This window comes from Cupriavidus sp. PB-02, assembly GCF_058252315.1.
On the sequence record NZ_CM177695.1, the window covers coordinates 1,295,918 to 1,314,908 of the forward strand.

An 18,991-nucleotide genomic window follows, 5' to 3' on the forward strand; every position below is an offset into this window, starting at 1 on the left:
GATGTCCTGAATGGTGGCATATATGACATTTGAGTCAATCCATTATCCACCTATTCTGGCTCCAACGCAGGCGGCAAGGATGCCGCAGCACATTGGAGAACTTTCATGCATGACACGACACACAAGGGCACGGCCCTGATCACCGGCGCTTCCTCTGGCATCGGCGCCATCTACGCCCAGCGCCTGGCGCGCCGCGGCTACGACCTGATCCTGGTCGCGCGCAACCGCGAACGGCTCGACACGCTCGCCAATGACCTGAGCGACGCCACCGGGCGTGCCGTCGAAGTGGTCCAGGCCGATCTCGGCAAGTCGTCCGACGTGCGCCGCGTGGAAGACATCCTGCGCACCGACGCGAGCATCACCATGCTGGTCAACAACGCGGGCGTGGGCGGGGCAGGGCCTCTGCTCGCCTCCGAGCCGGACAAGATGGAAGCGATGATCGGCCTGAACGTCACCGCACTGACGCGCCTGACCTACGCGATCGCGCCGAAATTCGTCGAGCGCGGTAACGGCACCATCATCAACATCGCATCGATCGTGGCGGTGGCCCCGGAAGTGCTCAATGGCGTCTATGGCGGCACCAAGGCCTTTGTGCTGGCATTCAGCCAGTCGCTGCACCATGAACTGGCCGACAAGGGCGTGCGGATCCAGGCGGTCTTGCCGGGTGCGACGCGCACCGAGTTCTGGGACGTGGCAGGGCATGCGGTCGACAACCTGCCGCAGGAAATCGTGATGGACGCCGACGACCTCGTCGACGCCGCACTCGCCGGCCTCGACCAGGGGGAACTGGCCACGATTCCATCGCTGCCTGACCTGGCGGACTGGCAGGCCTTCGAATCGGCACGTCTTGCGCTGGCGCCCAAGCTGTCGCGCAGCAAGCCGGCCGATCGCTACGGGGTGGGGGCGGGCGCACGGGCGGCCTGAATGTGCATACATATGAAGACGCCTTCAGCACGTTGAAGCAATTTCCCGTATTGTCTTGGACTGTGAATCGCCACGGTCCCTGAAGTCTGCAACCGGCCGTGGCGGCAACCGGTAAAGACAGTGCCCAATACAGCGCCCCTCCAGTCCGCGTCCGTCGCCGGCGCGGACACCGCCATGACCTCGCGCGAGCGCCGCGGCATGGCCGCCATGCTCATCGCCGTCGCGCTCGCCACCCTCGATACCGCCATCGCCAATACGGCGTTGCCATCGATCGCGGCCGACCTGCAGGCCACGCCGGCGGCGTCCGTGTGGGTGATCAATGCTTACCAGCTGGCGATGGTGTCGACGCTGCTGCCGTTCGCGGCACTGGGAGGCGTCGTCGGTCATCGGCGCATCTACCTCGGCGGGGTGATGCTGTTTATCGCCGCCTCGGTCATATGCGCGCTGGCGTGGTCGTTGCCGACGCTGGCGGCGGCGCGGGTGCTGCAGGGCATCGGCGCCGCGGCGATCATGAGCGTCAACACGGCATTGATCAGCGCGATCTTCCCGATGCACCGGCTCGGGCGCGGGCTTGGGTTGAATGCGCTGGTGGTAGGCGTCTCGTTCGCGGTGGGCCCGACCGTGGCGTCGGTGATCCTGTCGTTCGGCACGTGGCCGTGGCTGTTCGCCGTCAACCTGCCGATCGGCCTGCTGGCGCTGGCGATGGCGCGCGGCTCGCTGCCGCAGACACCGCGAAGCACGCATGGCTTCGATCGCGTGACCGCGGTGCTTAACGTGATTGCCTTTGCGGCGCTGATCTTTGCGTTGGGCGAGGGTGCGCAGCGAGCGCCGCTGCACGAGTCGCTGGCGGCGGCGGGCATTTTTGTGGTCGCGTTCGGGCTGCTGTTGTGGCGTGAGCGTGGGCACCCTGCGCCGATGCTGCCGGTGGACCTGTTCAAGCGGCCGATGTTTGCGCTGTCCACGCTGACCGCGGTGTGCTCGTTTGCCGCGCAGGGGCTGGCCTTTGTGTCGCTGCCGTTTTATTTCCAGCATGTGCTCGGGCGCGGGCAGGTTGAGACCGGCTTCCTGCTGACGCCATGGTCGGTGGTGGTGGCGCTGATCGCGCCTATCGCCGGGAGGCTGTCGGATCGCTATCCGCCTGGATTGCTCGGGGGTGTCGGGCTGGCGGTGATGAGTGCCGGGATGGTGTCGCTGGCCTTGCTGCCGGCCAATCCCAGTGCGCTGGATATCGGCATGCGCATGTGCATTTGCGGGGCCGGCTTTGGTTTCTTCCAGTCGCCCAATCTCAAGGCGCTGATGTCCAGCGCGCCGCGGGAGCGCAGTGGTGGTGCCAGTGGGGTGATTGCTACGGCGCGGTTGTTGGGGCAGGCGACGGGGGCGGCGTTGGTGGCGCTGTGTTTTGGCATTGGCGGGGCGCATGGGCCGGGGATGGCGCTGGCGCTGGGGGCGGGGTTTGCCGGGGTGGGAGCGGTGGCTAGCTGGTTGCGGTTGGCGATGGCGGATCCGAGGGACTAGGTCCGAATGACGGTCCTTGCGTTTTGTATCGATCGATCTATAATCTCATTCCATACCGATCGATACAAAACCCAGCCATGGCCCGCCCCCGCAAATTCAACGAACAGGCCGCCCTGACCGCCGCCCTGGACGCCTTCTGGGCACGCGGCTACGAAGCCACTTCCACCCGCGACCTGACCAGCGCAATGGGCATGACGCAGCCCAGCCTGTACAACGCCTTCGGCGACAAACGCTCGCTGTTCCTGCTGGCACTGGATGGTTATCTCGACGGCACGGTGCGTGAGCGCATCGCGCGGCTGCAAGCCTCGCTGCCGCCCGCCGCCGCGATCACTGCCTACTTTGCCGAGAGTATCGAACGTTCGCTGGCCGACCCGCTGCACCGCGGCTGCCTGCTGGTGAACACGGCACTCGAAGTCACGCCGGACGACCCTGACCTGCAGCAGAAGGTGGCGGATGCCTTCACGGAAATCCGCGACTACTTCCGCCGCCAGTTTGCCGCCGCGCAACAGGCTGGTGAAGTCGATTCCCGCCTGTCGGCGGAAGACGTTTCCGCGCAATTGCTGGCCGTACTGCTCGGCGTGCGCGTGCTGGCACGTGCTGCCCCACAGCGCGAACTGCTCGCGGGCGCGGTGCGACCGACGCTGGCTTTGCTGGGGTTGCCGCCGCTGAGCGCTGGCACCGGCTGATTCCCCTCAGCCTTTCCTGAGTTTCCCGATTCGCAGCAGCCATGCGCGCGGCCCGCGCCGCGTGCGGGCGGGCTGCATCCTTTTTCCGGCGTCATGCCCTGGCGCCGATGCCCCCGTCTTGCCTGTCGCAAGGCAACGGGTCACCGGAGAGCACCATGTCCAGCAACCTCAGCGTGAGCCAGCCGGCCGCCAACCCACCGGCGCCACTCGAACTGCGCGACATCTACGCCGCGCTGTCCGGCCTGTGTGCCAGCCTGGTGGCAATCGGCCTGGCGCGCTTCGCCTACACCGCGCTGATCCCGCCGTTGATCCAGGCGCACTGGTTCCCGGCCTCGCAGACGGTGGCACTGGGCGCGGCCAACTTTGCCGGCTACCTGGCGGGTGCTTTGCTGGGGCGGCCACTGGTCTCGGTCTGGTCGAACCGGACGGTGTTGCGCATGCTGATGCTGGCGGCCACGGTGGCGTTTCTTGCCTGCGCCTGGCCGCTGTCGGCAGGGTGGTTCTTCGCCTGGCGCTTTGTCTCGGGCCTTGCCGGTGGGGCGATCATGGTGCTGGTGGCGACCTCGATCCTGCCGCATATCCCTGCGCCGCGCCGCGGCTTCGTGATGGGCACGATTTTCCTCGGGCTTGGGCTGGGCATTGCTGCATCTGGCACGCTGGTGCCGCGCCTGCTGCAGTTTGGCCTGCGCGAAACATGGCTGGGGCTGGGCGCGTTGTCGCTGGCGCTGACGGCATTCAGCTGGTTCGGCTGGCCAGGGGCGTTGCCGCAGGCATCCGCGAGCGCGGGCGCGGCTGCATCGGTTTCCGCGGCGCTGGCACCGGAGGCGCGCCGCAAGCTGCGCCTGTTGTATGCGCAGTACGCGATCAACGCTTTCGGGCTGGTGCCGGCCATGATGCTGCTGGTGGATCTTGTCGCGCGCGGGCTGGGGCGCGGCAGCAGTGTTGGCGCGTCGTACTGGGTGCTGTATGGCATCGGTGCGATTGCGGGGCCATTGGTGTGTGGCTTTGCCGGGGACCGGCTCGGCTTTGGTGCTGCGTATCGGGTTGCGCTGCTGTTGCAGGGATTGGCGACGACGTTGCTGGCGCTGTGCGGCCAACCGCTGGCGGTGGGTGTGGCTGCGGTGGTGCTCGGTGCCTTCACGCCCGGCATTGCGCCGCTGGGCCTGGGCGCGATCCAGGAGACGCTGCCGCACGATCCGGTCGCGCAACGAGCGGCATGGAGCCATGCCACCAGTGCCTTCGCGCTGTTCCAGGCGCTCGCGGGCTATGGCTATGCGTGGATGTTTGCGCATTCGCATGAGAACTACGCGCTGATCTTCGGCTGCGGCGCGGTGGCGCTGGCGCTTGCACTGGCCGTGAGCCTCGCCGGCGCGCGCCGTGCGACACGCTGAGCGGCGCCGGCAGTAAAACCGGCATCGGCCTAGAATCGTGTTTTCCGGCCCCTGAGGGGCCAGCCCGACCCTGCAAGGAGCACCACCGCATGAGCCAATTGTTCGAACCGCTCGCTATCGGCAACCTCACGCTGGCCAACCGCATCACCATTGCGCCGATGTGCCAGTACTCCGCTGAAGACGGCAACGCCGGCGACTGGCATATGATCCATCTCGGTTCGCTGGCGCTGTCCGGCGCCGGCATGCTGATCGTGGAAGCCACCGCGGTGTCGCCGGAAGGGCGGATCACGCCGCAGGACCTGGGGCTTTACTCGGACGACAACGAAGCGGCGCTCGCGCGCGTGCTGAAGGCGATCCGGGCGCATTCGCCGATTGCCGTGGCGATCCAGCTGGCCCATGCGGGCCGCAAGGCGTCGAGCCATGCGCCGTGGGATGGTGGCCAGCAGATCTCGCCCGATGCGCCGCGTGGCTGGCATGCCGTGGCGCCGTCGGCGGTGCCACATGGTCAGGAGGAGGTACCGCCCGTTGCGCTGGACCGCGCCGGCATGGACAAAGTGCGCGACGACTTCGTTGCTGCAGCCCGGCGCGCGGCGCGGCTTGGGCTGGATGGTATCGAGATCCATGCCGCGCACGGCTACCTGCTGCACCAGTTCCTGTCGCCGCTGGCCAACCATCGCGATGACGAATACGGCGGCAGCCTGGAGAACCGCATGCGCTTCCCGATCGAGGTGTTCGACGCGGTGCGCGAAGCCTTCCCGTCCGATCGCCCGGTATGGATGCGCATCTCGGCGACCGACTGGGTGCCGGGCGGATGGGATATCGAAGGCACCGTGGCGTTGTCGAAGGCGCTGAAGGCGCGCGGTTGCGCGGCGATCCACGTGACCACCGGGGGCGTGTCGCCGCAGCAGGCGATCAAGCTCGGGCCGGGCTACCAGGTGCCATATGCACAGCGCGTGAAGGCCGAGGTCGGCCTGCCGACCATCGCGGTGGGCCTGATCACCGAGCCGGAGCAGGCCGAGGCGATCATCGCCAACCACGAGGCCGACGCCGTGTCGCTGGCGCGTGCGATGCTGTACGACCCGCGCTGGCCCTGGCATGCCGCGGCGCGGCTGGGCGCCAGCGTGCAGGCGCCGAAGCAATACTGGCGGTCGCAGCCGCGCGAGCTTAAGGACTTGTTCGCGGGCGCGGCCTTCGGGCAGCGCTAGCTGCCGGTCACCACAGGAGACAAGCACCATGAAACCGCGCATCACGCTGATCACGCTGGGCGTCGACGACCTGGAGCGCGCAGTGCGCTTCTATCGCGACGGCATGGGGCTGCCCACGGCGGGCATTGTCGGCGAGCAATACGAACATGGGGCGGTCGCGTTCTTCGACCTGCAGGCCGGGTTGAAGCTTGCGGTGTGGCCGCGTGCGAGCCTCGCGCATGACACGGGCCTGGCGGTGTCGCCGCGCGCGACTACGGATTTCTCGCTGGCGCACAACGTTGCGGGCAAGGCGGAAGTGGATGCGGTGATGGCCCAGGCGCTGGCCGCGGGTGCCAGCGTGGTCAAGCCGGCACAGGATACGTTCTGGGGCGGCTATGCCGGGTATTTCCAGGATCCCGACGGGCACCTGTGGGAGATCGCCTGGAATCCGCAGATGTTGCCTGAGGACTGACGCTTCGCCACCGCATAACGCCTGGCCCCAACGGGGTCGGGCACAAGCAGCATCACGTCTCCCCGCTGTCAGCAGCGGTTGTGTGCGCCATCGCGCGCAGAATCCTTCCCTTAAGCGCTTTCGTTTGCGGCAATGCACCATGGTGTGGTGCGCTGCCGCAAAGGGATTTCCATGATTGCCACGCCACCTGCAAGTGTTGACTATGCTTTCAACAGACAGCCATAGCAGCGCCGCCGGGCGGCCCCCCACGCATTTCCCACGCTTTTCCCGCCCGGTCGGCAGACCACTGAAGTAAAGCAATAAGAACAAAATGGCAAGGGAGACATCCATGCAAGTCTATGACAGCCTGCTGTATGTGACTGCGATGGTGCTGGTGTGTTTGTATGTGTACCTGGGCGTGCTGTCCCGCAGCACGGCGATCAAGCTGGGTTCCCCGGCGATCGTCGCAGGCCTGGTGCTCGCCTATTCGTTGTCCCCGCTGCACTCGGGCGGCTGACGCCGCTGGCCTCCGCCTGAAAGGGGGGCGCAGTTCACTCTGCCTCGGCCGGCGCCTGACGGCCGTGGTTGTCTTCGCCCTGCGCGGTCGTTGCATGCAGCAGCGCGTCGATGGCTTCCTGTAGTTCCTGCGGTTCCACCGGCTTGTGCAGCAGCGCGGTGCCGCCCGCATGCGCGGTGCGCAAACGGTCTGCCGCCGTATCGCCCGTGATGATGATCGCCGGCACGTGCCGGCCCAGCCGCTGGCGGATCGCGTCCAGCGCTTCTTGTCCGGTGCGGTGGCCGCGCAGGCGATAGTCGGCAAGGATCAGTCCGGGCGTGAAGGTCTCCAGCGCCCTGAGCGCATCGTCTTCGGATTCGGCCGTGCGGCAGTCGCATTGCCATGCCGCGAGCAGCTCCGACATGGCGGTGCGGATGGCGACGTCATCGTCAATCACCAGCACGCGCAGACCGTTCAGCCCGCGTGGCGCCAGCGGGCGCGGCGCCTCCTCCGGCGTGCCCCATGCCTGCGGCATGTTGAAGCGGAATACCGAGCCGCGCCCCGGCCGCGAGCCGAGCGTCACGCGCGTGCGCATGGTGCGCGCCAGGCCGTCGACGATCGCAAGGCCCAGTCCCAACCCTTTGCGCTGGTCGCGCTCGGGATTGCCGAGCTGGTGGAATTCCCGAAAGATGTCGCGGTGCTGGGCCACGGGAATGCCGATGCCCGTGTCCCACACTTCGATCACGGCATGCAGCCGGCGCTTGCGGCAGGCCACCAGCACGCCGCCTTGCTGCGTATAGCGGATGGCATTGGCGATCAGGTTGCGCAGCACCAGCTCGACCAGCGTGGGGTCGCCGTACAGCGTGGCGGTGGTATCGCGCGTGCGGTACACCAGCCCGCGCGCATCGGCCTGCGGCGCGAACTCGTTCTCCAGCTTGTACAGCAGCGGCTGCAGCCGGAACGGGCGCGGCCTGGGCGTGATCACGCCGGCTTCCAGCTTGGAGAAGTCCAGCAGCGAGTTCAGCATCTCACGCGCGGCGCCGGATGATGCTTCGATATGCGCCACCAGCTGGCGCTGGCGCTCGTCCAGCCCGGTGCGCCCTAGCGACACCAGGAACAGCCCCATCGCATGCAGCGGCTGGCGCAAGTCGTGGCTGGCCGATGCCAGGAACACCGACTTGGCCCGGCTGGCTTCCTCGGCCGCATGCTGCGCCGCCTCGGCGCGCACTGTCTGCTCGCGCAACTGCGAGATCAGTTCCACGTTCTCGAAGCGCAGCGCGATCGAATGCCGCGCCACGCGCGAGTAGTTGCGCGCGAACACCATCAGCACGAACAGGTACAGCGGCGTGCCCAGGAACATCGGCAGGTATTCGATATCGCCGGTGGCCAGGAACACCATCCACACCGGCACGATCGACGGGATGAAGAAGCCGATCGCCACCGGCAGGCATGCCGAAAACACCGCCAGCGCGGCGGCGCTCATGCCGGCGATCAGCGACAGCACGCAGATCACCACCGCGGGCAGGCGCACGTCCAGGTACAGCCATGCCACCAGTCCCCACAGCGCGCCGATCAGCGCCAGCATCGCCGTCATGCCGCGCGCATAGCGCGCCGCGCCGGCTTCGGTCAAGCGCCCGGGCAACCTCAGCCGTCCGAAGTACGCCACCGCGCAAGCCAGGCCCATCGCACAGGCCCAGGGCAGGGCGCCCGGGCGGTCGCCGCTCAGCGTCAGACCCGCGGCCAGGATAAAGGCGGCCAGCGAGCAACCCAGCATGGCGATGCCAAAGCTCTGGTCGATCAGCGCCATCTGCGCGGCCAGCAGGCGCGGCTCATCGAAGCGGGGCAGCAGCCGCAGCCGGCCCGGTTGCGTCGCGCCCTTGTCTGCGCCGGTGTGCGCGATCATCGCGCTGCCTGCACCAGGCCGCGGCGCTGGGCCTCGAGGATGGCTTCCACTCGGCTGACTACGCCAAGGTGGTCCAGGATCGCGGCGACGTGGACGCGCACGGTGTTTTCGGACAGGTCCATGTGGTAGGCGATGACCTTGTTCGAGCGGCCGAGCGTGAGCTGGTGCAGCACTTCGAGCTGGCGCGGCGTCAGCGTGCTGGTGGCGTAGGGAGCGGGCGCAGGATTGGCGCCGGCATCGGCATCGCCGGAGAAATGGGTGCCGCCCGACAGGCAACAGGCGATCGCTTCCTCGATTTCGCGCGCATCGGCCGACTTGGGCAGGAACCCGGCAATCTCGCGCCGCACCTCGGCCGGGATCATCTCCAGGCCCGACGTGCCCGACACGATCAGGATGCGTGCCGCGGCGAAATGCCGGCGCAGCACCTTGACGCCCTCGATGCCGTTCAGGCCAGGCATCTGGATATCCAGCAGCAAAATGTCGACCGCGGCGCCGCCATGGTCCTGCACGGCCTGCATCACGGAGCCGGCCTCGATGATGTGTTCGACGCTGGGGCTGTCGGCCAGCACCAGGCGCAGGCCGGTACGGAACAGGGTGTGGTCGTCGATCAGCAGCAGTCGGGCTCGGGGCATGGCTTGGGGGCCGGTCACCAGGGTGGTCCGGTGCTGGGAGGCGCTCGGTCCCGGCAGGAGTGCAGGAAAAGACATTGGACAAGAATCCGGCGCCCTTGTCCATGCAGCAGGTGCGTGAGTGCGACTAGTCCGGAAAGATTATTTGCCGCGCGGCGATGCGGTGCGAAGATTCGTGCCGTGGACAGTTCCGCGACGTGTCCGCACCACTTTTCGTTACCCACTACCACCCGGCTGTGGGTATTTTTTTGTCTGCTGCTCGGTGAGGGGGCCGAGAAAAAGCCCGCGTGGCAGAACTATGGGCAATTGAGCGGCATGTCCTGGAGCGATCCCACGTCAATGACGTGTTGGCGCGCTAAGCGGCTGCCCGCAACACCCTCGGCCAAGGACCGGCAGGCGGAGGCGTCCGGCTGCCCGCGCTGCAGTCCTCCACCAGCCGCGCCGCATCGATGCCGAACCAGTCCTGCCACGCGCGCGCCAGCGCCGTGCCGGAGCGCAGGCCGGCATGCCGGGCCAGCAGGTCGAGCGATGGCACCGCGCCGGCACCGGCGGCGAGCGCGTGCAGCGCATGCGCGGCGCGTTGCTCGCGCAGCAGCGGGTGCAGCGCTTCGCCCTCGGCAAACAGCCGTGCGCGCACCAGGCGCGCCGGTACCTGCCAGTGCGCGGCCAGGCGCTCGGCGTTCCAGTCGGTATCGGGGCGGGCGAAGACCAGCTCGGCCAGACCACGTGACCATGGCTTGTCGCCGGGCTTGCCAATCAGGCGTGGGCAGTCGCTGTCGGGCACGGCGGTCAGCACGATGACGCAGGGCTGCTGCCAGGTGCCGGGCAGGTCGCAGTCGAAGTGGGCGAAGGCGTGGACCACGAACGGGTCGCCGGGCCGCACCTCGCGCCGCGCGTTGGCGTCGCGCAGGCTGGCCGTGCCTTGCAGCGCCTGGACGTGCACGGCGAAGGGAAAGCGCAGGCGGGCAAAACGGACGTGGTGACGGCTGACAAGCGGCATGCGGAACACAACCCGGAAGCTTGGCGGACGCGCCGGGGGGCGCGGCCGGTAACTGTCGCAGGATTCTACGGGTCGCGCAAGGCCGTCGATGTCGTCCGATTGACAGTCGCCGGTAATGAGACAGCGCTACCCGCCCACTACAACTCAGAAAGCCCAAAGTGACGCAGCCGCTGCAGGTCGGTCACGCGGATGCTCTGGTAGGACAGGTGGACCATGCCGGCATCGGCCAGCCGCCGCAGCGCCTGGTTGACCCGTTGCCGCGACAGGCCGGTGAGCAGGCCGATCTCTTCCTGAGACAACTCCAGCACGGGGCTGGTGCGCGGATAAAGGTCGGGGTGGAACAGCTGCGCGATGGCCTGCGCCACGCGCGCATCGGCGCCCAGCAGCCGGTCGTTCTGCACGGTGGCGATGAACTGGCCCATGCGCTCGTTAAGCTGGCGCACGACAAAGCTCGCGAACGGCAGGCTCTGCGCCAGCAGTGTATTGAACACCGGCTCCGGCACCAGCAGCACCTGTGAATCGCGGATCGCGATCACGTCGTAGCGACGGTGCTCGCGCTTGATCACGCTGCCTTCGCCGCACCAGCCGCCGGCCGGCACGCCGGAAAAGGTGCAGCCGCGCCCGTCAGGCGTATAGACCGCCAGCTTGATCAGGCCGCTGTCCACGCCGATCCAGTGGCGCGAGGGCTCGCCGCGCCGCGCGATGAAGGCGCCGGCCGCAAAGGACTGCAGCAGGGTTTCGCGCGCGGCCAGCGCCTGGTGTTCCGGCGACAGGGCGCCGAACCACGCGTGGCTGGCCAGGATCGATGCCGGCGCGAGAGGCGGGTCTGCGGGTGCGCTCATGGCAGGGAAGACTTCGGCGGCATGGACGCGAGCGGTACGGACGGCATCCTTGTAAGAATCGTGTAAGCCTTGACTGGCGCGGGTTTGCGGGAGGTTTGTCGTCCGGGCGACAGTGCGCCGGCGTGTGCGATGATAGCCTTGTGCCAGAAAAAGTGACAGCGCCGCAAGGCGCCACGCCACATCACAACGCCCCGGCCAGCGCTGCAGCACCGCAGCGCAATGACACCCGAGCGACGACTGGCACGGCACGCCGCCGCCAGCGCCGCCAGACCAACGGAGACACCCGTCATGCCCACCGATTTCGACAGCGGCCTGGCCCGCAATGCGGCCAACTTCGTGCCGCTCACGCCCATCGACTTCCTCGTCCGCGCCGCCGAGGTATATGGCGAGCGCCTGGCCATCGTGCATGGACCGCTGCGCCAGAACTGGCGCGACACGTATGCGCGCGCACGCCGCCTGGCCAGCGCGCTGGCGCGTGCCGGGGTCGGCAAGGGCGATACCGTGGCCGCGCTGCTGCCCAATACGCCGGCAATGGTGGAGGCGCACTTCGGCGTGCCGATGGCGGGCGCGGTGCTCAACGCGCTCAATATCCGGCTCGATGCCGCCAACCTGGTGTTCATGCTGCGCCATGGCGAGGCGCGCGTGCTGCTGGCCGATACCGAGTTCGCCGACCTGGCGCGGCAGATGGCGCTGGAGATCCCGGGCCTCAAGGTGATTGCCGTGCATGACGCGCTCGGGCCGCAGGCAGAGCCGTTCGGCACGACCGACTACGAGTCTTTCCTTGCATCCGGCGATCCCGGGTACACGTGGCAGATGCCGGCTGACGAGTGGGACGCCATCGCGCTGAACTACACTTCCGGCACCACCGGCGACCCCAAGGGCGTGGTCTACCATCACCGCGGCGCGGCCATCAACGCCGTGTCCAATATCCTCGAATGGGACCTGCCCAAGCACCCAGTCTACCTGTGGACGTTGCCGATGTTCCACTGCAACGGCTGGTGCTTCCCATGGACCATCGCGGCGCGCGCGGGCATCAACGTATGCCTGCGCAAGTTCGAGCCAAGGCTGGTGTTCGACCTGATGCGCGATGAAGGCGTGACGCACTATTGCGCCGCGCCGATCGTGCATACCGCACTCGTCAATGCGCCAGCCGCATGGCGCGAAGGCGTGCGCGGCCCGGTGCGCGGCATGGTTGCCGGCGCGCCGCCGCCGGCCGCGGTGCTCGCGCAGATGGAAGCGATGGGGTTCGAATTGACCCACGTCTACGGCCTGACTGAAGTCTACGGCCCGGCTGCGGTCTGCGCCGAGCAGGACGACTGGAGCACGCTGTCCGAGCAAGACCGCGCGGTCAAGAAGGCGCGCCAGGGCGTGCGTTACCACCTGCAGTCGCAGGTGGCGGTGCTCGATCCCGATTCGATGCAGCCAGTGCCCGCCGATGGCGAAACCATCGGCGAGATCATGTTCCGCGGCAATATCTGCATGAAGGGCTACCTGAAGAACGAAAAGGCCACGCGTGAAGCCTTTGCCGGTGGCTGGTTTCATACCGGCGACCTGGGCGTGTGCATGCCCGACGGCTATATCAAGATCAAGGACCGCAGCAAGGACATCATCATCTCCGGCGGCGAGAACATCTCCAGCGTGGAGGTGGAAGACGCGCTCTACCGGCACCCCGCGGTGCTCGCGGCGGCGGTGGTGGCGCAACCCGATGCGAAGTGGGGCGAGACGCCGTGCGCGTTTGTCGAGCTGAAGGACGGCGCCAGCGTCAGCGCGGAAGAACTGATCGCGCATTGCCGCACGCTGCTGGCGGGCTTCAAGGTGCCCAAGGCGGTGTATTTCGGGCCCTTGCCCAAGACCTCGACCGGCAAGATCCAGAAGTTCGAACTGCGCCGCAAGGTGAAGTCGGAATCGGCGATCGACGTCTGATGGGCTGCAAGCGGTGCCGCCGCTAGTGCTGCATCGCTTCCTCGGCCTCGTGCTGTCCGGCGATGCGCGCGTCGATGGCCTCGCGTCCCCATGCGATGCCGGCGCGCGTCGCATCCGCGGCGCAGCCAAAGCGGGTCTGCGCCGCCGGGCAGGGCAGCGCGAGCTTGTTGCCGTGGAGCCAGACCTCGGCGCGCAGCGTCCACCAACCGTCGCATTGCCCGCCATATCGCAGCGCTGCGAGATGGATGCGGTGGCCGCGGTACATCACGTTCTGGTCATACCATCCACTGGGCATTGGCGTCGCTTGGCAACAGGCCGCAGCCAAATCGGTTCAGCGCGCCCGGAACTCGCCCGGACTGCGCCCGCTGGGGCTGTGGCGGTGCCACTCCTGGGTGATGTCCGGGAACACGTCACACTCGCCCCGGACGATGTTTTCAATGGTGGCGCATACGCATTCCGTGCCGCGCGGCCCCACGCAGACCAGGCTGCGCGGATGGTCGGTATGTTGCGGGATGGCATAGACGCGCATGCCCTCCTGGAAGAGGGGATGCTTGGTCAGGCGCTCGTTCATCAGTTCGACAAAGCGCTGCGGAGTCACGACCGGCTTATCCATTGCATGCTCCTGCGGCCTTGCCCGCCGCGCTATTGTCGAAAGCGCGTGAGGGCGACCAGGTCAGTTAAGGCCAGGAATATGACAGGCAGGTGGCAGGGATGCCCCCGGCAATGAGCCGGGAGTGGCCGGAAGGAGAATCGCGGGCAATGCTCACCCCGCGTTGCCACTGCCGCGATTTCAGACTAGAACATGTGCCGCGCCGCGCAAAGCGCGGCGCAGCATCAAGCCGGGTATGCGCCGCCTGGGCGGCAGTTCAGGTGGCGCGCGCTTCGCCCGCGGCGCGCGGGCCGTCCAGCATCTGGTTGCCGGCAGCCCAGCAGGCGGCCTCGGCCTCAGCCTCCGAGGCATAGCTGGAAGTGGCCTCGACGGTGCAATCGGCGTCGGCAGCGCCGCAGCGCTCTTCCATGATGATGCGCCAGGTGTACTGGCCGGGCGGGTCTTCCAGGACATGGAGCACCAGCGTGCGGTGCTCGTCGGTGAGCGTCAGGGGCAGGTTCGACATGGGTGCCTCCCATTGGCAGGGTGGGACGCATTGATGCTAGCAATTGCGCGGCGCCAATGCCATGACAGTTTTGCCGCCGCAGCGTGGCAAGATACGGCGCAGGCCGCAGCGGCGGCTTTCCCCGCCGCGCCAATTCCAGTATCTTCTGCGCCGTGGCGCCGCTCGGCGCCGCTTTTCGTGACCGACCATGCCCCGAACATGCCCATTTCGCCTCAGCTGAAAGAACGGGTCGCCGCCCTGACGGCACACTACGACGCCACGGTCCTGCCGCTCTGGACCGCCAGCGGCTGGAATGCCGACCTGTTGCTGCCCTATGAGGCGCTCGACGGCGCCACCGCCGCGCCGCAGCCGGCGGCGCGCTACCGCGCCATGGCCTGCGCGCGCCAGCTCTATGTGTTTTCGCTCGCGGGGCAGCATGCACATGCCGATACGCTGTTCGGCTCGCTGCAGGCGTACTTCGGCAATGGGGACGGGAGCTGGAACTACAGCGTCGACGCGGGCGGCACACCGCTCGATGTCACGCGCGACCTCTATACACACGCCTTCGTGATCTTTGCCTGTGCGAACTATCATGCGCGGCGCGGCAGTCCCGATGCGCTCGAGGTGCTCGATGAAACCGTCGACATCGTCGAGGACCGCTTTGCCGATGGCCAGGGCCTCTACCATGCCGCGCTGACTGAGCACTTCCGCCCAAAGGGCGCGGGGGTGCTGCAGAACCCGGTGATGCACCTGACCGAGGCCTACCTGGCGGCGCTGGATGCGACCGGCGACGAATGGTATGCCGAACGCCTGCGCGAGATCGCGATGGCCGTGCATGAACGCTTTGTCGATCCGGCCAGCGGCTGCATCGCGGAACTGCCGCAGGGCAGCGCGGACAATCGCATCGAGCCGGGGCATCAGTTCGAGTGGTTCTCGCTGGTGGCGGCGCGGCAGCATCTGTTCGACGACCTGCCGCTGGACGGCGCGCTGCGCAAGGCCTTTGCATTCGCGCAGCAGCACGGCGTGGCGGCGGATACGCTGGGCGTCAGCGCCGCGCTGGACGCGGGCGGCGCACTGCTCGACGGCACCCAGCGCATCTGGGCTCAAACCGAATACGCGCGCGCGCTGGCGCTGCATGGCGAGCCACAGTCACTGGCCACGCTGGAGACCTGGGCGCAGCAGTTTCGCGGCCGCTTCCTGCATGCGCAGGGCTGGCACGAATGCCTGGCGCCCTCGGGCGACGTGGTGCGCGCGGAAATGCCGTCGACCTCGCCTTACCACCTGGCCACGTCCTACTGCGCACTGGCAGCGCTGGCAGGCGTGAACTGGCCGGGGCAGGGCGGCTGACAGAGGGGGCCCGCCTCCACGGCACGTGGGGCCGTAACCCTTATCAATTCTTTGCAATCGCCGCCGGGGGCAGCGACTAAACTCAAGCCCGCGCTCCGGCCCGTAGCGTCTTTACCTGGTCGTCGTTTTGAAGTTGCGGGCCCGGGGCGCACCCCGGCGATGCCGTGTCAGCGCTGCGCGGTGCTGACCGCTTGCGGCTGCGGCAAGCGCTGTGGTGGATGCGCCGGCTGCGAGGCCGTATTCGCATTCACGCGGGTGGCCATCTGCCGGACCTTTCTCTCGGCCTGCATTTCTGTGTGGTCATTCAGGATCAGGCACAGCAGCGTCAGCAGGGCCGCTGCAATCATGCTCAGCGCAATCCAGGCCAGACAGTGCTTGCGTTCCATGGTGAGGAAAAAGGGGCGTCATCAGTGCGCGCAGTGTAAGCGCCAGTGTGCAAAGTGATTGTCAATCTTTGCAAACGCCACGGCCTGGCGGGCCGTTCCCGATTTTCCAGCGATTCTCGCAATTCTGGCGGATTCTCGCGATTCTGGCTATTCCCGCGATTTCCGCTATTCCGTCACACCGTGCTCGCGCAGCAGCCGCTCGCATTCGTCGAGCATGTCATGTGCAAACGCGGACTGGAAATTGGGATCGAGCGCTTCCATCATTTCGTGCGCGGCGTAGAGGCCGGCTTCGCGCGACAGCGTATCGGCCAGTTGCCGCGCGAACTGGTCGCTCAGTTCGGACAACAAACGCCGCTCCGACAGTGGCAGCTGCAGCTTCGAGCGCGACAGCCATTCGCCGGCCAGGGTCGCGCCCTGGGCATCGGTCATCCATTGCCGGTGTTCGTAGAAGGCCGACAGCCGTTCGGCGGCCAGCGCAAACAGCAGCGCCTTGCGGGTATTGAAATCGATCCTGGGCAGCGGGGCGAGAGTCATGCGTACGGCGTAGTGCGGTGCGCGGCGCGCTGGCCGGCGACCATCTTGTCAGGGTGTGGGTTGGGGTTCAGGTCTGGCTCACGCCGGCTTGCGCGAAGCAGTCGGCCAGCCAGGCGCCGATGGCCGCGATTTCTTCCAGGCAGACGGCATGCCCCATCGGGTAGGTCTGCCACGTGACCGGATGCTGCCGCGCCTGCACGAAATCGCGTGCGGCGCTGCCCAGCCGCAGCGGCACCACATCGTCCTGCGTGCCATGGGCGGCAAAGACAGGCGTAGCGGCATTGGCCTCCGTGGCCTCGGCCGCGAGCGCATCGGGCGCAGGGATGTAGGTCGACAGCGCAACGATGCCGGCCAGGCGCTCGGGGTGCGTCAGCCCGGCCGTGTACGCAATCGCGCCGCCTTGTGAAAAGCCGGCCAGCACGATGCGGCTGCACGGAATGCCACGCGCATTCTCGCGCGCGATCAGCGCGCGGATGGCCTCGCACGAGGCGCGGATGCCGGCTTCATCAGCGCGGCGGCCGGATTCATCCAGGGAATAAATGTCATACCAGGCCGGCATGACATAGCCGCCGTTGCAGGTCACGGGCATGGCCGGCGCGTGCGGGAAGATAAAGCGCACGCCGGGCGATGCAGGCAGGCGCAGCTCGGGCACGACCGGCGCGAAATCGCTGCCGTCGGCGCCCAGTCCGTGCATCCAGATCACGGCGCAGCCGGGATTGGGCGCGGTTTCGGTTTCGATCGCGGGCAGCAGTTCGCTCATATGGCCGGGTCCTGTTTGACAGTTGTGCGTGCACGCCGCCGGGGCGGCAGGCAGCGCGAGTATCGCACAGGTCGGGGCCCGCTTCGCTTTATGCCCGCCCATGCCCCGGCGTTAGCCAGAGCATGGGCGTGGCCGTCCGAAGGCAGGACCAGCGTCAGGCTGCGGATGGAACGATGGGGACGGTGGTGAGGCCCGGTGCGCGCGCAGGCTGCGCGGCAGCCGGCAACTCCGACGTGGCGGGCAGGTTGGCGCGGCGACGCTTGTCGACGACGTCTTCCACGCCCTTGGCGGAGACGTCCTCCAGAAATGCCACCATGTCACGGTAGTAGGCGACTTGCATCTGTGCTTCGAGCAAGCGCCGTTCGGCCTGGAACAGCGTCAGCCTCATGTCTTGCAGTTCCCTTTCGGCGATTTTTTCCGGGGTCGGCGGACTGAACAAGTTTGCAAGCCAACGCATGGCAGTACCTCCAGTGCTGTCAATGGCGAAATTGCGATGCTTGTGCCACGAGGTCCAATATAGACAAGAAATCGGAAAAAGACCCTTGAGTCGCATGGCCGTGGCGCCTCGCCCACAAGGATGATTGATGCAGGTGGAAGTCTGCGGTAGATTGTCCGCCGAAGGTCGGAGCGTGTCCCGGATCTGCTGGCTGCCCCTGCGGCCGGCCGGGGCTAACGTGTATTCGCGATTGAGTTTTTGGTAGTTTTCGCACTTATCTTTCGTGCTCCGATCGCCTCGCCTGCTTCAATCTTTTCCGCTTGTTTTTCGTCGCGCTCTTGCGCCTGCACGAAGCACAGGATCGGCGCCCAGAATGCCCCGATATGGTCCGGCAGGATCGCTGCGTTATGCGGCATCGCGTCCAGCATCACCAAGGCATGCAACTGCCTGGCTGCGCTGGCGAGACGCTCCGCATGGCGCGGGGCAATGACCGCATCGTCGCGGCTGTGCACCACCAGCAGCGGACGCGCCAGCCGGCTCGCGCGCGCGGCGTTGTTCCACGGATCGGGCAATAGCCATGCGGCCCATCCCGGCACGCGCCCGGTCTGCACCGCGGCCAGTCGCGCCGAACTGAAGCCGGCGGCAATCACATAGCCATCGGGCTGTGGATCGAAGCGCCACGCCACGTCGAGCAGGATGCCGGAGCCCAATGAATGCCCCAGCACGACGCGCCGTTTCGCCGCGGGCGTAGCCGCGACAAAGTGTTGGTAAGCGGTGAGCGCATCCTCGCGCAGATGGCGCACGCTCGGCCGGCCGCTGCTGCGTCCGTAGCCGCTGTAGTCGAACACGTAAGAGGTGATGCCCGCTGCGGCCAGCATGGTTTGCACCGGCAGCCAGTCAGCCAGGCATTCGTTGTCGCCGTGGCACACCATCAGTGCGGGCGCCGCGGGATCGGCGGCGGGCATGAACGACGCGTGCAACACGCGCTTGCCGCTGGCGAACGTGGTATGCCGCGCGATTGCCTTCGGCGCAGCCGGCGCGATAGCAGGCAATGTCTCATCCGTCGGTGTGACAAATGCTTTGCGTTCCAGCGCACGAAACAGTAGATGCCGCGCAACACCGGTCGCGAGTGCGACCCCCGCGGCGGCGGCAAGCCAGCGGTGCGCGGTGGAGCCGGGTGGGGGCGAGTCTGGTTGCTGGCCTGCGGACATGAACGGTTGGGCGAGAAAGGCTTCCCTTCAGGCTAGCAGGCTGCGGGCGCGCGGGTGAAGGAAAGTTCATCCCCGACCACCTTTAACCGGTTCGCGCGGACCGAGGCCGTACCTTTAGTCGGCCGCTATCACACCGATAGAAATCTTTTTCCTTGACTCTCTACCTAGTAGTAGATAGCATTCAGTCCATGGAACCGCTGCACCGCCGGCAACAAGCAGAAACGGGCGGATAAGTGGCGATCCCATTGCATTACCGCAGGCGGTCTTTTTTTTAGCGCC

The 18,991-nt window shown here is 67.1% G+C and carries 21 protein-coding genes; 9 read left to right on the plus strand and 12 right to left on the minus strand.

Going from position 1 to position 18,991, the window contains the following annotated elements:
- The first annotated feature begins 105 nt into the window (after positions 1–105).
- The 7 genes from AC10V3_RS26685 to AC10V3_RS26715 all read left to right on the plus strand — a co-directional run bounded on the left by AC10V3_RS26685 (position 106) and on the right by AC10V3_RS26715 (position 6,668).
- A complete protein-coding gene (locus AC10V3_RS26685; RefSeq protein WP_454753014.1) occupies positions 106–924 on the plus strand; it encodes an SDR family NAD(P)-dependent oxidoreductase in 819 nt (272 codons plus the stop codon).
- 174 nt (positions 925–1,098) lie between these two features.
- Positions 1,099–2,439: an MFS transporter gene (locus tag AC10V3_RS26690; protein WP_490924246.1), complete on the plus strand. Its 1,341-nt coding sequence runs from the start codon at positions 1,099–1,101 to the stop codon at positions 2,437–2,439.
- 77 nt (positions 2,440–2,516) lie between these two features.
- Positions 2,517–3,125: a TetR/AcrR family transcriptional regulator gene (locus AC10V3_RS26695; RefSeq protein ID WP_022538368.1), complete on the plus strand. Its 609-nt coding sequence runs from the start codon at positions 2,517–2,519 to the stop codon at positions 3,123–3,125.
- Positions 3,126–3,280: 155 nt separating this feature from the next.
- A complete protein-coding gene (locus AC10V3_RS26700; protein WP_022538369.1) occupies positions 3,281–4,516 on the plus strand; it encodes a YbfB/YjiJ family MFS transporter in 1,236 nt (411 codons plus the stop codon).
- 89 nt (positions 4,517–4,605) lie between these two features.
- Positions 4,606–5,721 (plus strand): NADH:flavin oxidoreductase/NADH oxidase, encoded by a 1,116-nt coding sequence (locus tag AC10V3_RS26705; RefSeq protein ID WP_490924247.1) that lies wholly within the window; start codon positions 4,606–4,608, stop codon positions 5,719–5,721.
- Between the two features lie 28 nt (positions 5,722–5,749).
- A complete protein-coding gene (locus AC10V3_RS26710; RefSeq protein ID WP_454753017.1) occupies positions 5,750–6,172 on the plus strand; it encodes a VOC family protein in 423 nt (140 codons plus the stop codon).
- A gap of 328 nt (positions 6,173–6,500) precedes the next feature.
- Positions 6,501–6,668 (plus strand): hypothetical protein, encoded by a 168-nt coding sequence (locus AC10V3_RS26715; protein WP_022538372.1) that lies wholly within the window; start codon positions 6,501–6,503, stop codon positions 6,666–6,668.
- Between the two features lie 34 nt (positions 6,669–6,702).
- On the opposite strand, the gene AC10V3_RS26720 is transcribed toward AC10V3_RS26715, so the two are convergent.
- The 4 genes from AC10V3_RS26720 to AC10V3_RS26735 form a co-directional block, all read right to left on the minus strand.
- Entirely contained in the window at positions 6,703–8,550 is a 1,848-nt protein-coding gene (locus tag AC10V3_RS26720) for an ATP-binding response regulator (RefSeq protein ID WP_022538373.1), read from the minus strand.
- Entirely contained in the window at positions 8,547–9,182 is a 636-nt protein-coding gene (locus AC10V3_RS26725) for a response regulator transcription factor (RefSeq protein WP_490924248.1), read from the minus strand. Before AC10V3_RS26725 ends, AC10V3_RS26720 begins: the two co-directional genes overlap by 4 nt.
- 352 nt (positions 9,183–9,534) lie before the next feature.
- Complete coding sequence (locus AC10V3_RS26730) at positions 9,535–10,179, minus strand: AraC family transcriptional regulator (RefSeq protein ID WP_490924249.1); 645 nt, start codon at positions 10,177–10,179, stop codon at positions 9,535–9,537.
- Positions 10,180–10,316: 137 nt separating this feature from the next.
- Positions 10,317–11,021 (minus strand): Crp/Fnr family transcriptional regulator, encoded by a 705-nt coding sequence (locus AC10V3_RS26735; RefSeq protein ID WP_454753019.1) that lies wholly within the window; start codon positions 11,019–11,021, stop codon positions 10,317–10,319.
- 288 nt (positions 11,022–11,309) lie between these two features.
- Here AC10V3_RS26735 and AC10V3_RS26740 point away from each other — a divergent pair, with 288 nt between their 5' ends.
- Positions 11,310–12,944 carry an acyl-CoA synthetase gene (locus tag AC10V3_RS26740; protein WP_022538377.1) on the plus strand — a complete coding sequence of 545 codons (1,635 nt, stop codon included), beginning with the start codon at positions 11,310–11,312 and terminating at the stop codon, positions 12,942–12,944.
- A gap of 22 nt (positions 12,945–12,966) precedes the next feature.
- Here the strand turns inward: AC10V3_RS26740 and AC10V3_RS26745 are convergent, their stop codons facing one another.
- The 3 genes from AC10V3_RS26745 to AC10V3_RS26755 form a co-directional block, all read right to left on the minus strand.
- Entirely contained in the window at positions 12,967–13,239 is a 273-nt protein-coding gene (locus AC10V3_RS26745) for a DUF6566 family protein (RefSeq protein WP_022538378.1), read from the minus strand.
- Positions 13,240–13,275: 36 nt separating this feature from the next.
- A complete protein-coding gene (locus tag AC10V3_RS26750; protein ID WP_022538379.1) occupies positions 13,276–13,557 on the minus strand; it encodes a hypothetical protein in 282 nt (93 codons plus the stop codon).
- A gap of 253 nt (positions 13,558–13,810) precedes the next feature.
- Positions 13,811–14,059, minus strand: coding sequence for a hypothetical protein (locus AC10V3_RS26755; RefSeq protein WP_041681755.1), 249 nt, complete (start codon positions 14,057–14,059; stop codon positions 13,811–13,813).
- A gap of 198 nt (positions 14,060–14,257) precedes the next feature.
- Here AC10V3_RS26755 and AC10V3_RS26760 point away from each other — a divergent pair, with 198 nt between their 5' ends.
- On the plus strand, positions 14,258–15,385 hold the full coding sequence (locus tag AC10V3_RS26760; protein ID WP_041682037.1) for an AGE family epimerase/isomerase: 1,128 nt from the start codon (positions 14,258–14,260) through the stop codon (positions 15,383–15,385).
- A 167-nt stretch (positions 15,386–15,552) separates the two neighbouring features.
- On the opposite strand, the gene AC10V3_RS26765 is transcribed toward AC10V3_RS26760, so the two are convergent.
- The 5 genes from AC10V3_RS26765 to AC10V3_RS26785 form a co-directional block, all read right to left on the minus strand.
- The gene (locus AC10V3_RS26765; RefSeq protein ID WP_490924250.1) at positions 15,553–15,771 is read right to left on the minus strand and encodes a hypothetical protein; all 219 of its coding nucleotides are present in this window, start codon (positions 15,769–15,771) and stop codon (positions 15,553–15,555) included.
- Positions 15,772–15,936: 165 nt separating this feature from the next.
- A complete protein-coding gene (locus AC10V3_RS26770) occupies positions 15,937–16,305 on the minus strand; it encodes a hypothetical protein (RefSeq protein WP_454753022.1) in 369 nt (122 codons plus the stop codon).
- A 67-nt stretch (positions 16,306–16,372) separates the two neighbouring features.
- Positions 16,373–17,065, minus strand: a complete 693-nt coding sequence (locus tag AC10V3_RS26775; RefSeq protein ID WP_490924251.1) for an alpha/beta hydrolase — start codon at positions 17,063–17,065, stop codon at positions 16,373–16,375.
- A 154-nt stretch (positions 17,066–17,219) separates the two neighbouring features.
- Positions 17,220–17,522: a hypothetical protein gene (locus tag AC10V3_RS26780; protein WP_490924252.1), complete on the minus strand. Its 303-nt coding sequence runs from the start codon at positions 17,520–17,522 to the stop codon at positions 17,220–17,222.
- Between the two features lie 212 nt (positions 17,523–17,734).
- Positions 17,735–18,712, minus strand: a complete 978-nt coding sequence (locus tag AC10V3_RS26785) for an alpha/beta hydrolase (RefSeq protein ID WP_490924253.1) — start codon at positions 18,710–18,712, stop codon at positions 17,735–17,737.
- Between the last annotated feature and the right edge of the window lie 279 nt (positions 18,713–18,991).

Excerpts from the sequence above, each read along its gene's own strand:
- AC10V3_RS26685 (WP_454753014.1), top strand. The coding sequence starts at position 106 with ATGCATGACACGACACACAAGGGCACGGCCCTGATCACCGGCGCTTCC.
- AC10V3_RS26690 (WP_490924246.1), top strand. The coding sequence starts at position 1,099 with ATGACCTCGCGCGAGCGCCGCGGCATGGCCGCCATGCTCATCGCCGTC.
- AC10V3_RS26695 (WP_022538368.1), top strand. The coding sequence starts at position 2,517 with ATGGCCCGCCCCCGCAAATTCAACGAACAGGCCGCCCTGACCGCCGCC.
- AC10V3_RS26700 (WP_022538369.1), top strand. The coding sequence starts at position 3,281 with ATGTCCAGCAACCTCAGCGTGAGCCAGCCGGCCGCCAACCCACCGGCG.
- AC10V3_RS26705 (WP_490924247.1), top strand. The coding sequence starts at position 4,606 with ATGAGCCAATTGTTCGAACCGCTCGCTATCGGCAACCTCACGCTGGCC.
- AC10V3_RS26710 (WP_454753017.1), top strand. The coding sequence starts at position 5,750 with ATGAAACCGCGCATCACGCTGATCACGCTGGGCGTCGACGACCTGGAG.
- AC10V3_RS26715 (WP_022538372.1), top strand. The coding sequence starts at position 6,501 with ATGCAAGTCTATGACAGCCTGCTGTATGTGACTGCGATGGTGCTGGTG.
- AC10V3_RS26720 (WP_022538373.1), bottom strand. The coding sequence starts at position 8,550 with ATGATCGCGCACACCGGCGCAGACAAGGGCGCGACGCAACCGGGCCGG.
- AC10V3_RS26725 (WP_490924248.1), bottom strand. The coding sequence starts at position 9,182 with ATGCCCCGAGCCCGACTGCTGCTGATCGACGACCACACCCTGTTCCGT.
- AC10V3_RS26730 (WP_490924249.1), bottom strand. The coding sequence starts at position 10,179 with ATGCCGCTTGTCAGCCGTCACCACGTCCGTTTTGCCCGCCTGCGCTTT.
- AC10V3_RS26735 (WP_454753019.1), bottom strand. The coding sequence starts at position 11,021 with ATGAGCGCACCCGCAGACCCGCCTCTCGCGCCGGCATCGATCCTGGCC.
- AC10V3_RS26740 (WP_022538377.1), top strand. The coding sequence starts at position 11,310 with ATGCCCACCGATTTCGACAGCGGCCTGGCCCGCAATGCGGCCAACTTC.
- AC10V3_RS26745 (WP_022538378.1), bottom strand. The coding sequence starts at position 13,239 with ATGCCCAGTGGATGGTATGACCAGAACGTGATGTACCGCGGCCACCGC.
- AC10V3_RS26750 (WP_022538379.1), bottom strand. The coding sequence starts at position 13,557 with ATGGATAAGCCGGTCGTGACTCCGCAGCGCTTTGTCGAACTGATGAAC.
- AC10V3_RS26755 (WP_041681755.1), bottom strand. The coding sequence starts at position 14,059 with ATGTCGAACCTGCCCCTGACGCTCACCGACGAGCACCGCACGCTGGTG.
- AC10V3_RS26760 (WP_041682037.1), top strand. The coding sequence starts at position 14,258 with ATGCCCATTTCGCCTCAGCTGAAAGAACGGGTCGCCGCCCTGACGGCA.
- AC10V3_RS26765 (WP_490924250.1), bottom strand. The coding sequence starts at position 15,771 with ATGGAACGCAAGCACTGTCTGGCCTGGATTGCGCTGAGCATGATTGCA.
- AC10V3_RS26770 (WP_454753022.1), bottom strand. The coding sequence starts at position 16,305 with ATGACTCTCGCCCCGCTGCCCAGGATCGATTTCAATACCCGCAAGGCG.
- AC10V3_RS26775 (WP_490924251.1), bottom strand. The coding sequence starts at position 17,065 with ATGAGCGAACTGCTGCCCGCGATCGAAACCGAAACCGCGCCCAATCCC.
- AC10V3_RS26780 (WP_490924252.1), bottom strand. The coding sequence starts at position 17,522 with ATGCGTTGGCTTGCAAACTTGTTCAGTCCGCCGACCCCGGAAAAAATC.
- AC10V3_RS26785 (WP_490924253.1), bottom strand. The coding sequence starts at position 18,712 with ATGTCCGCAGGCCAGCAACCAGACTCGCCCCCACCCGGCTCCACCGCG.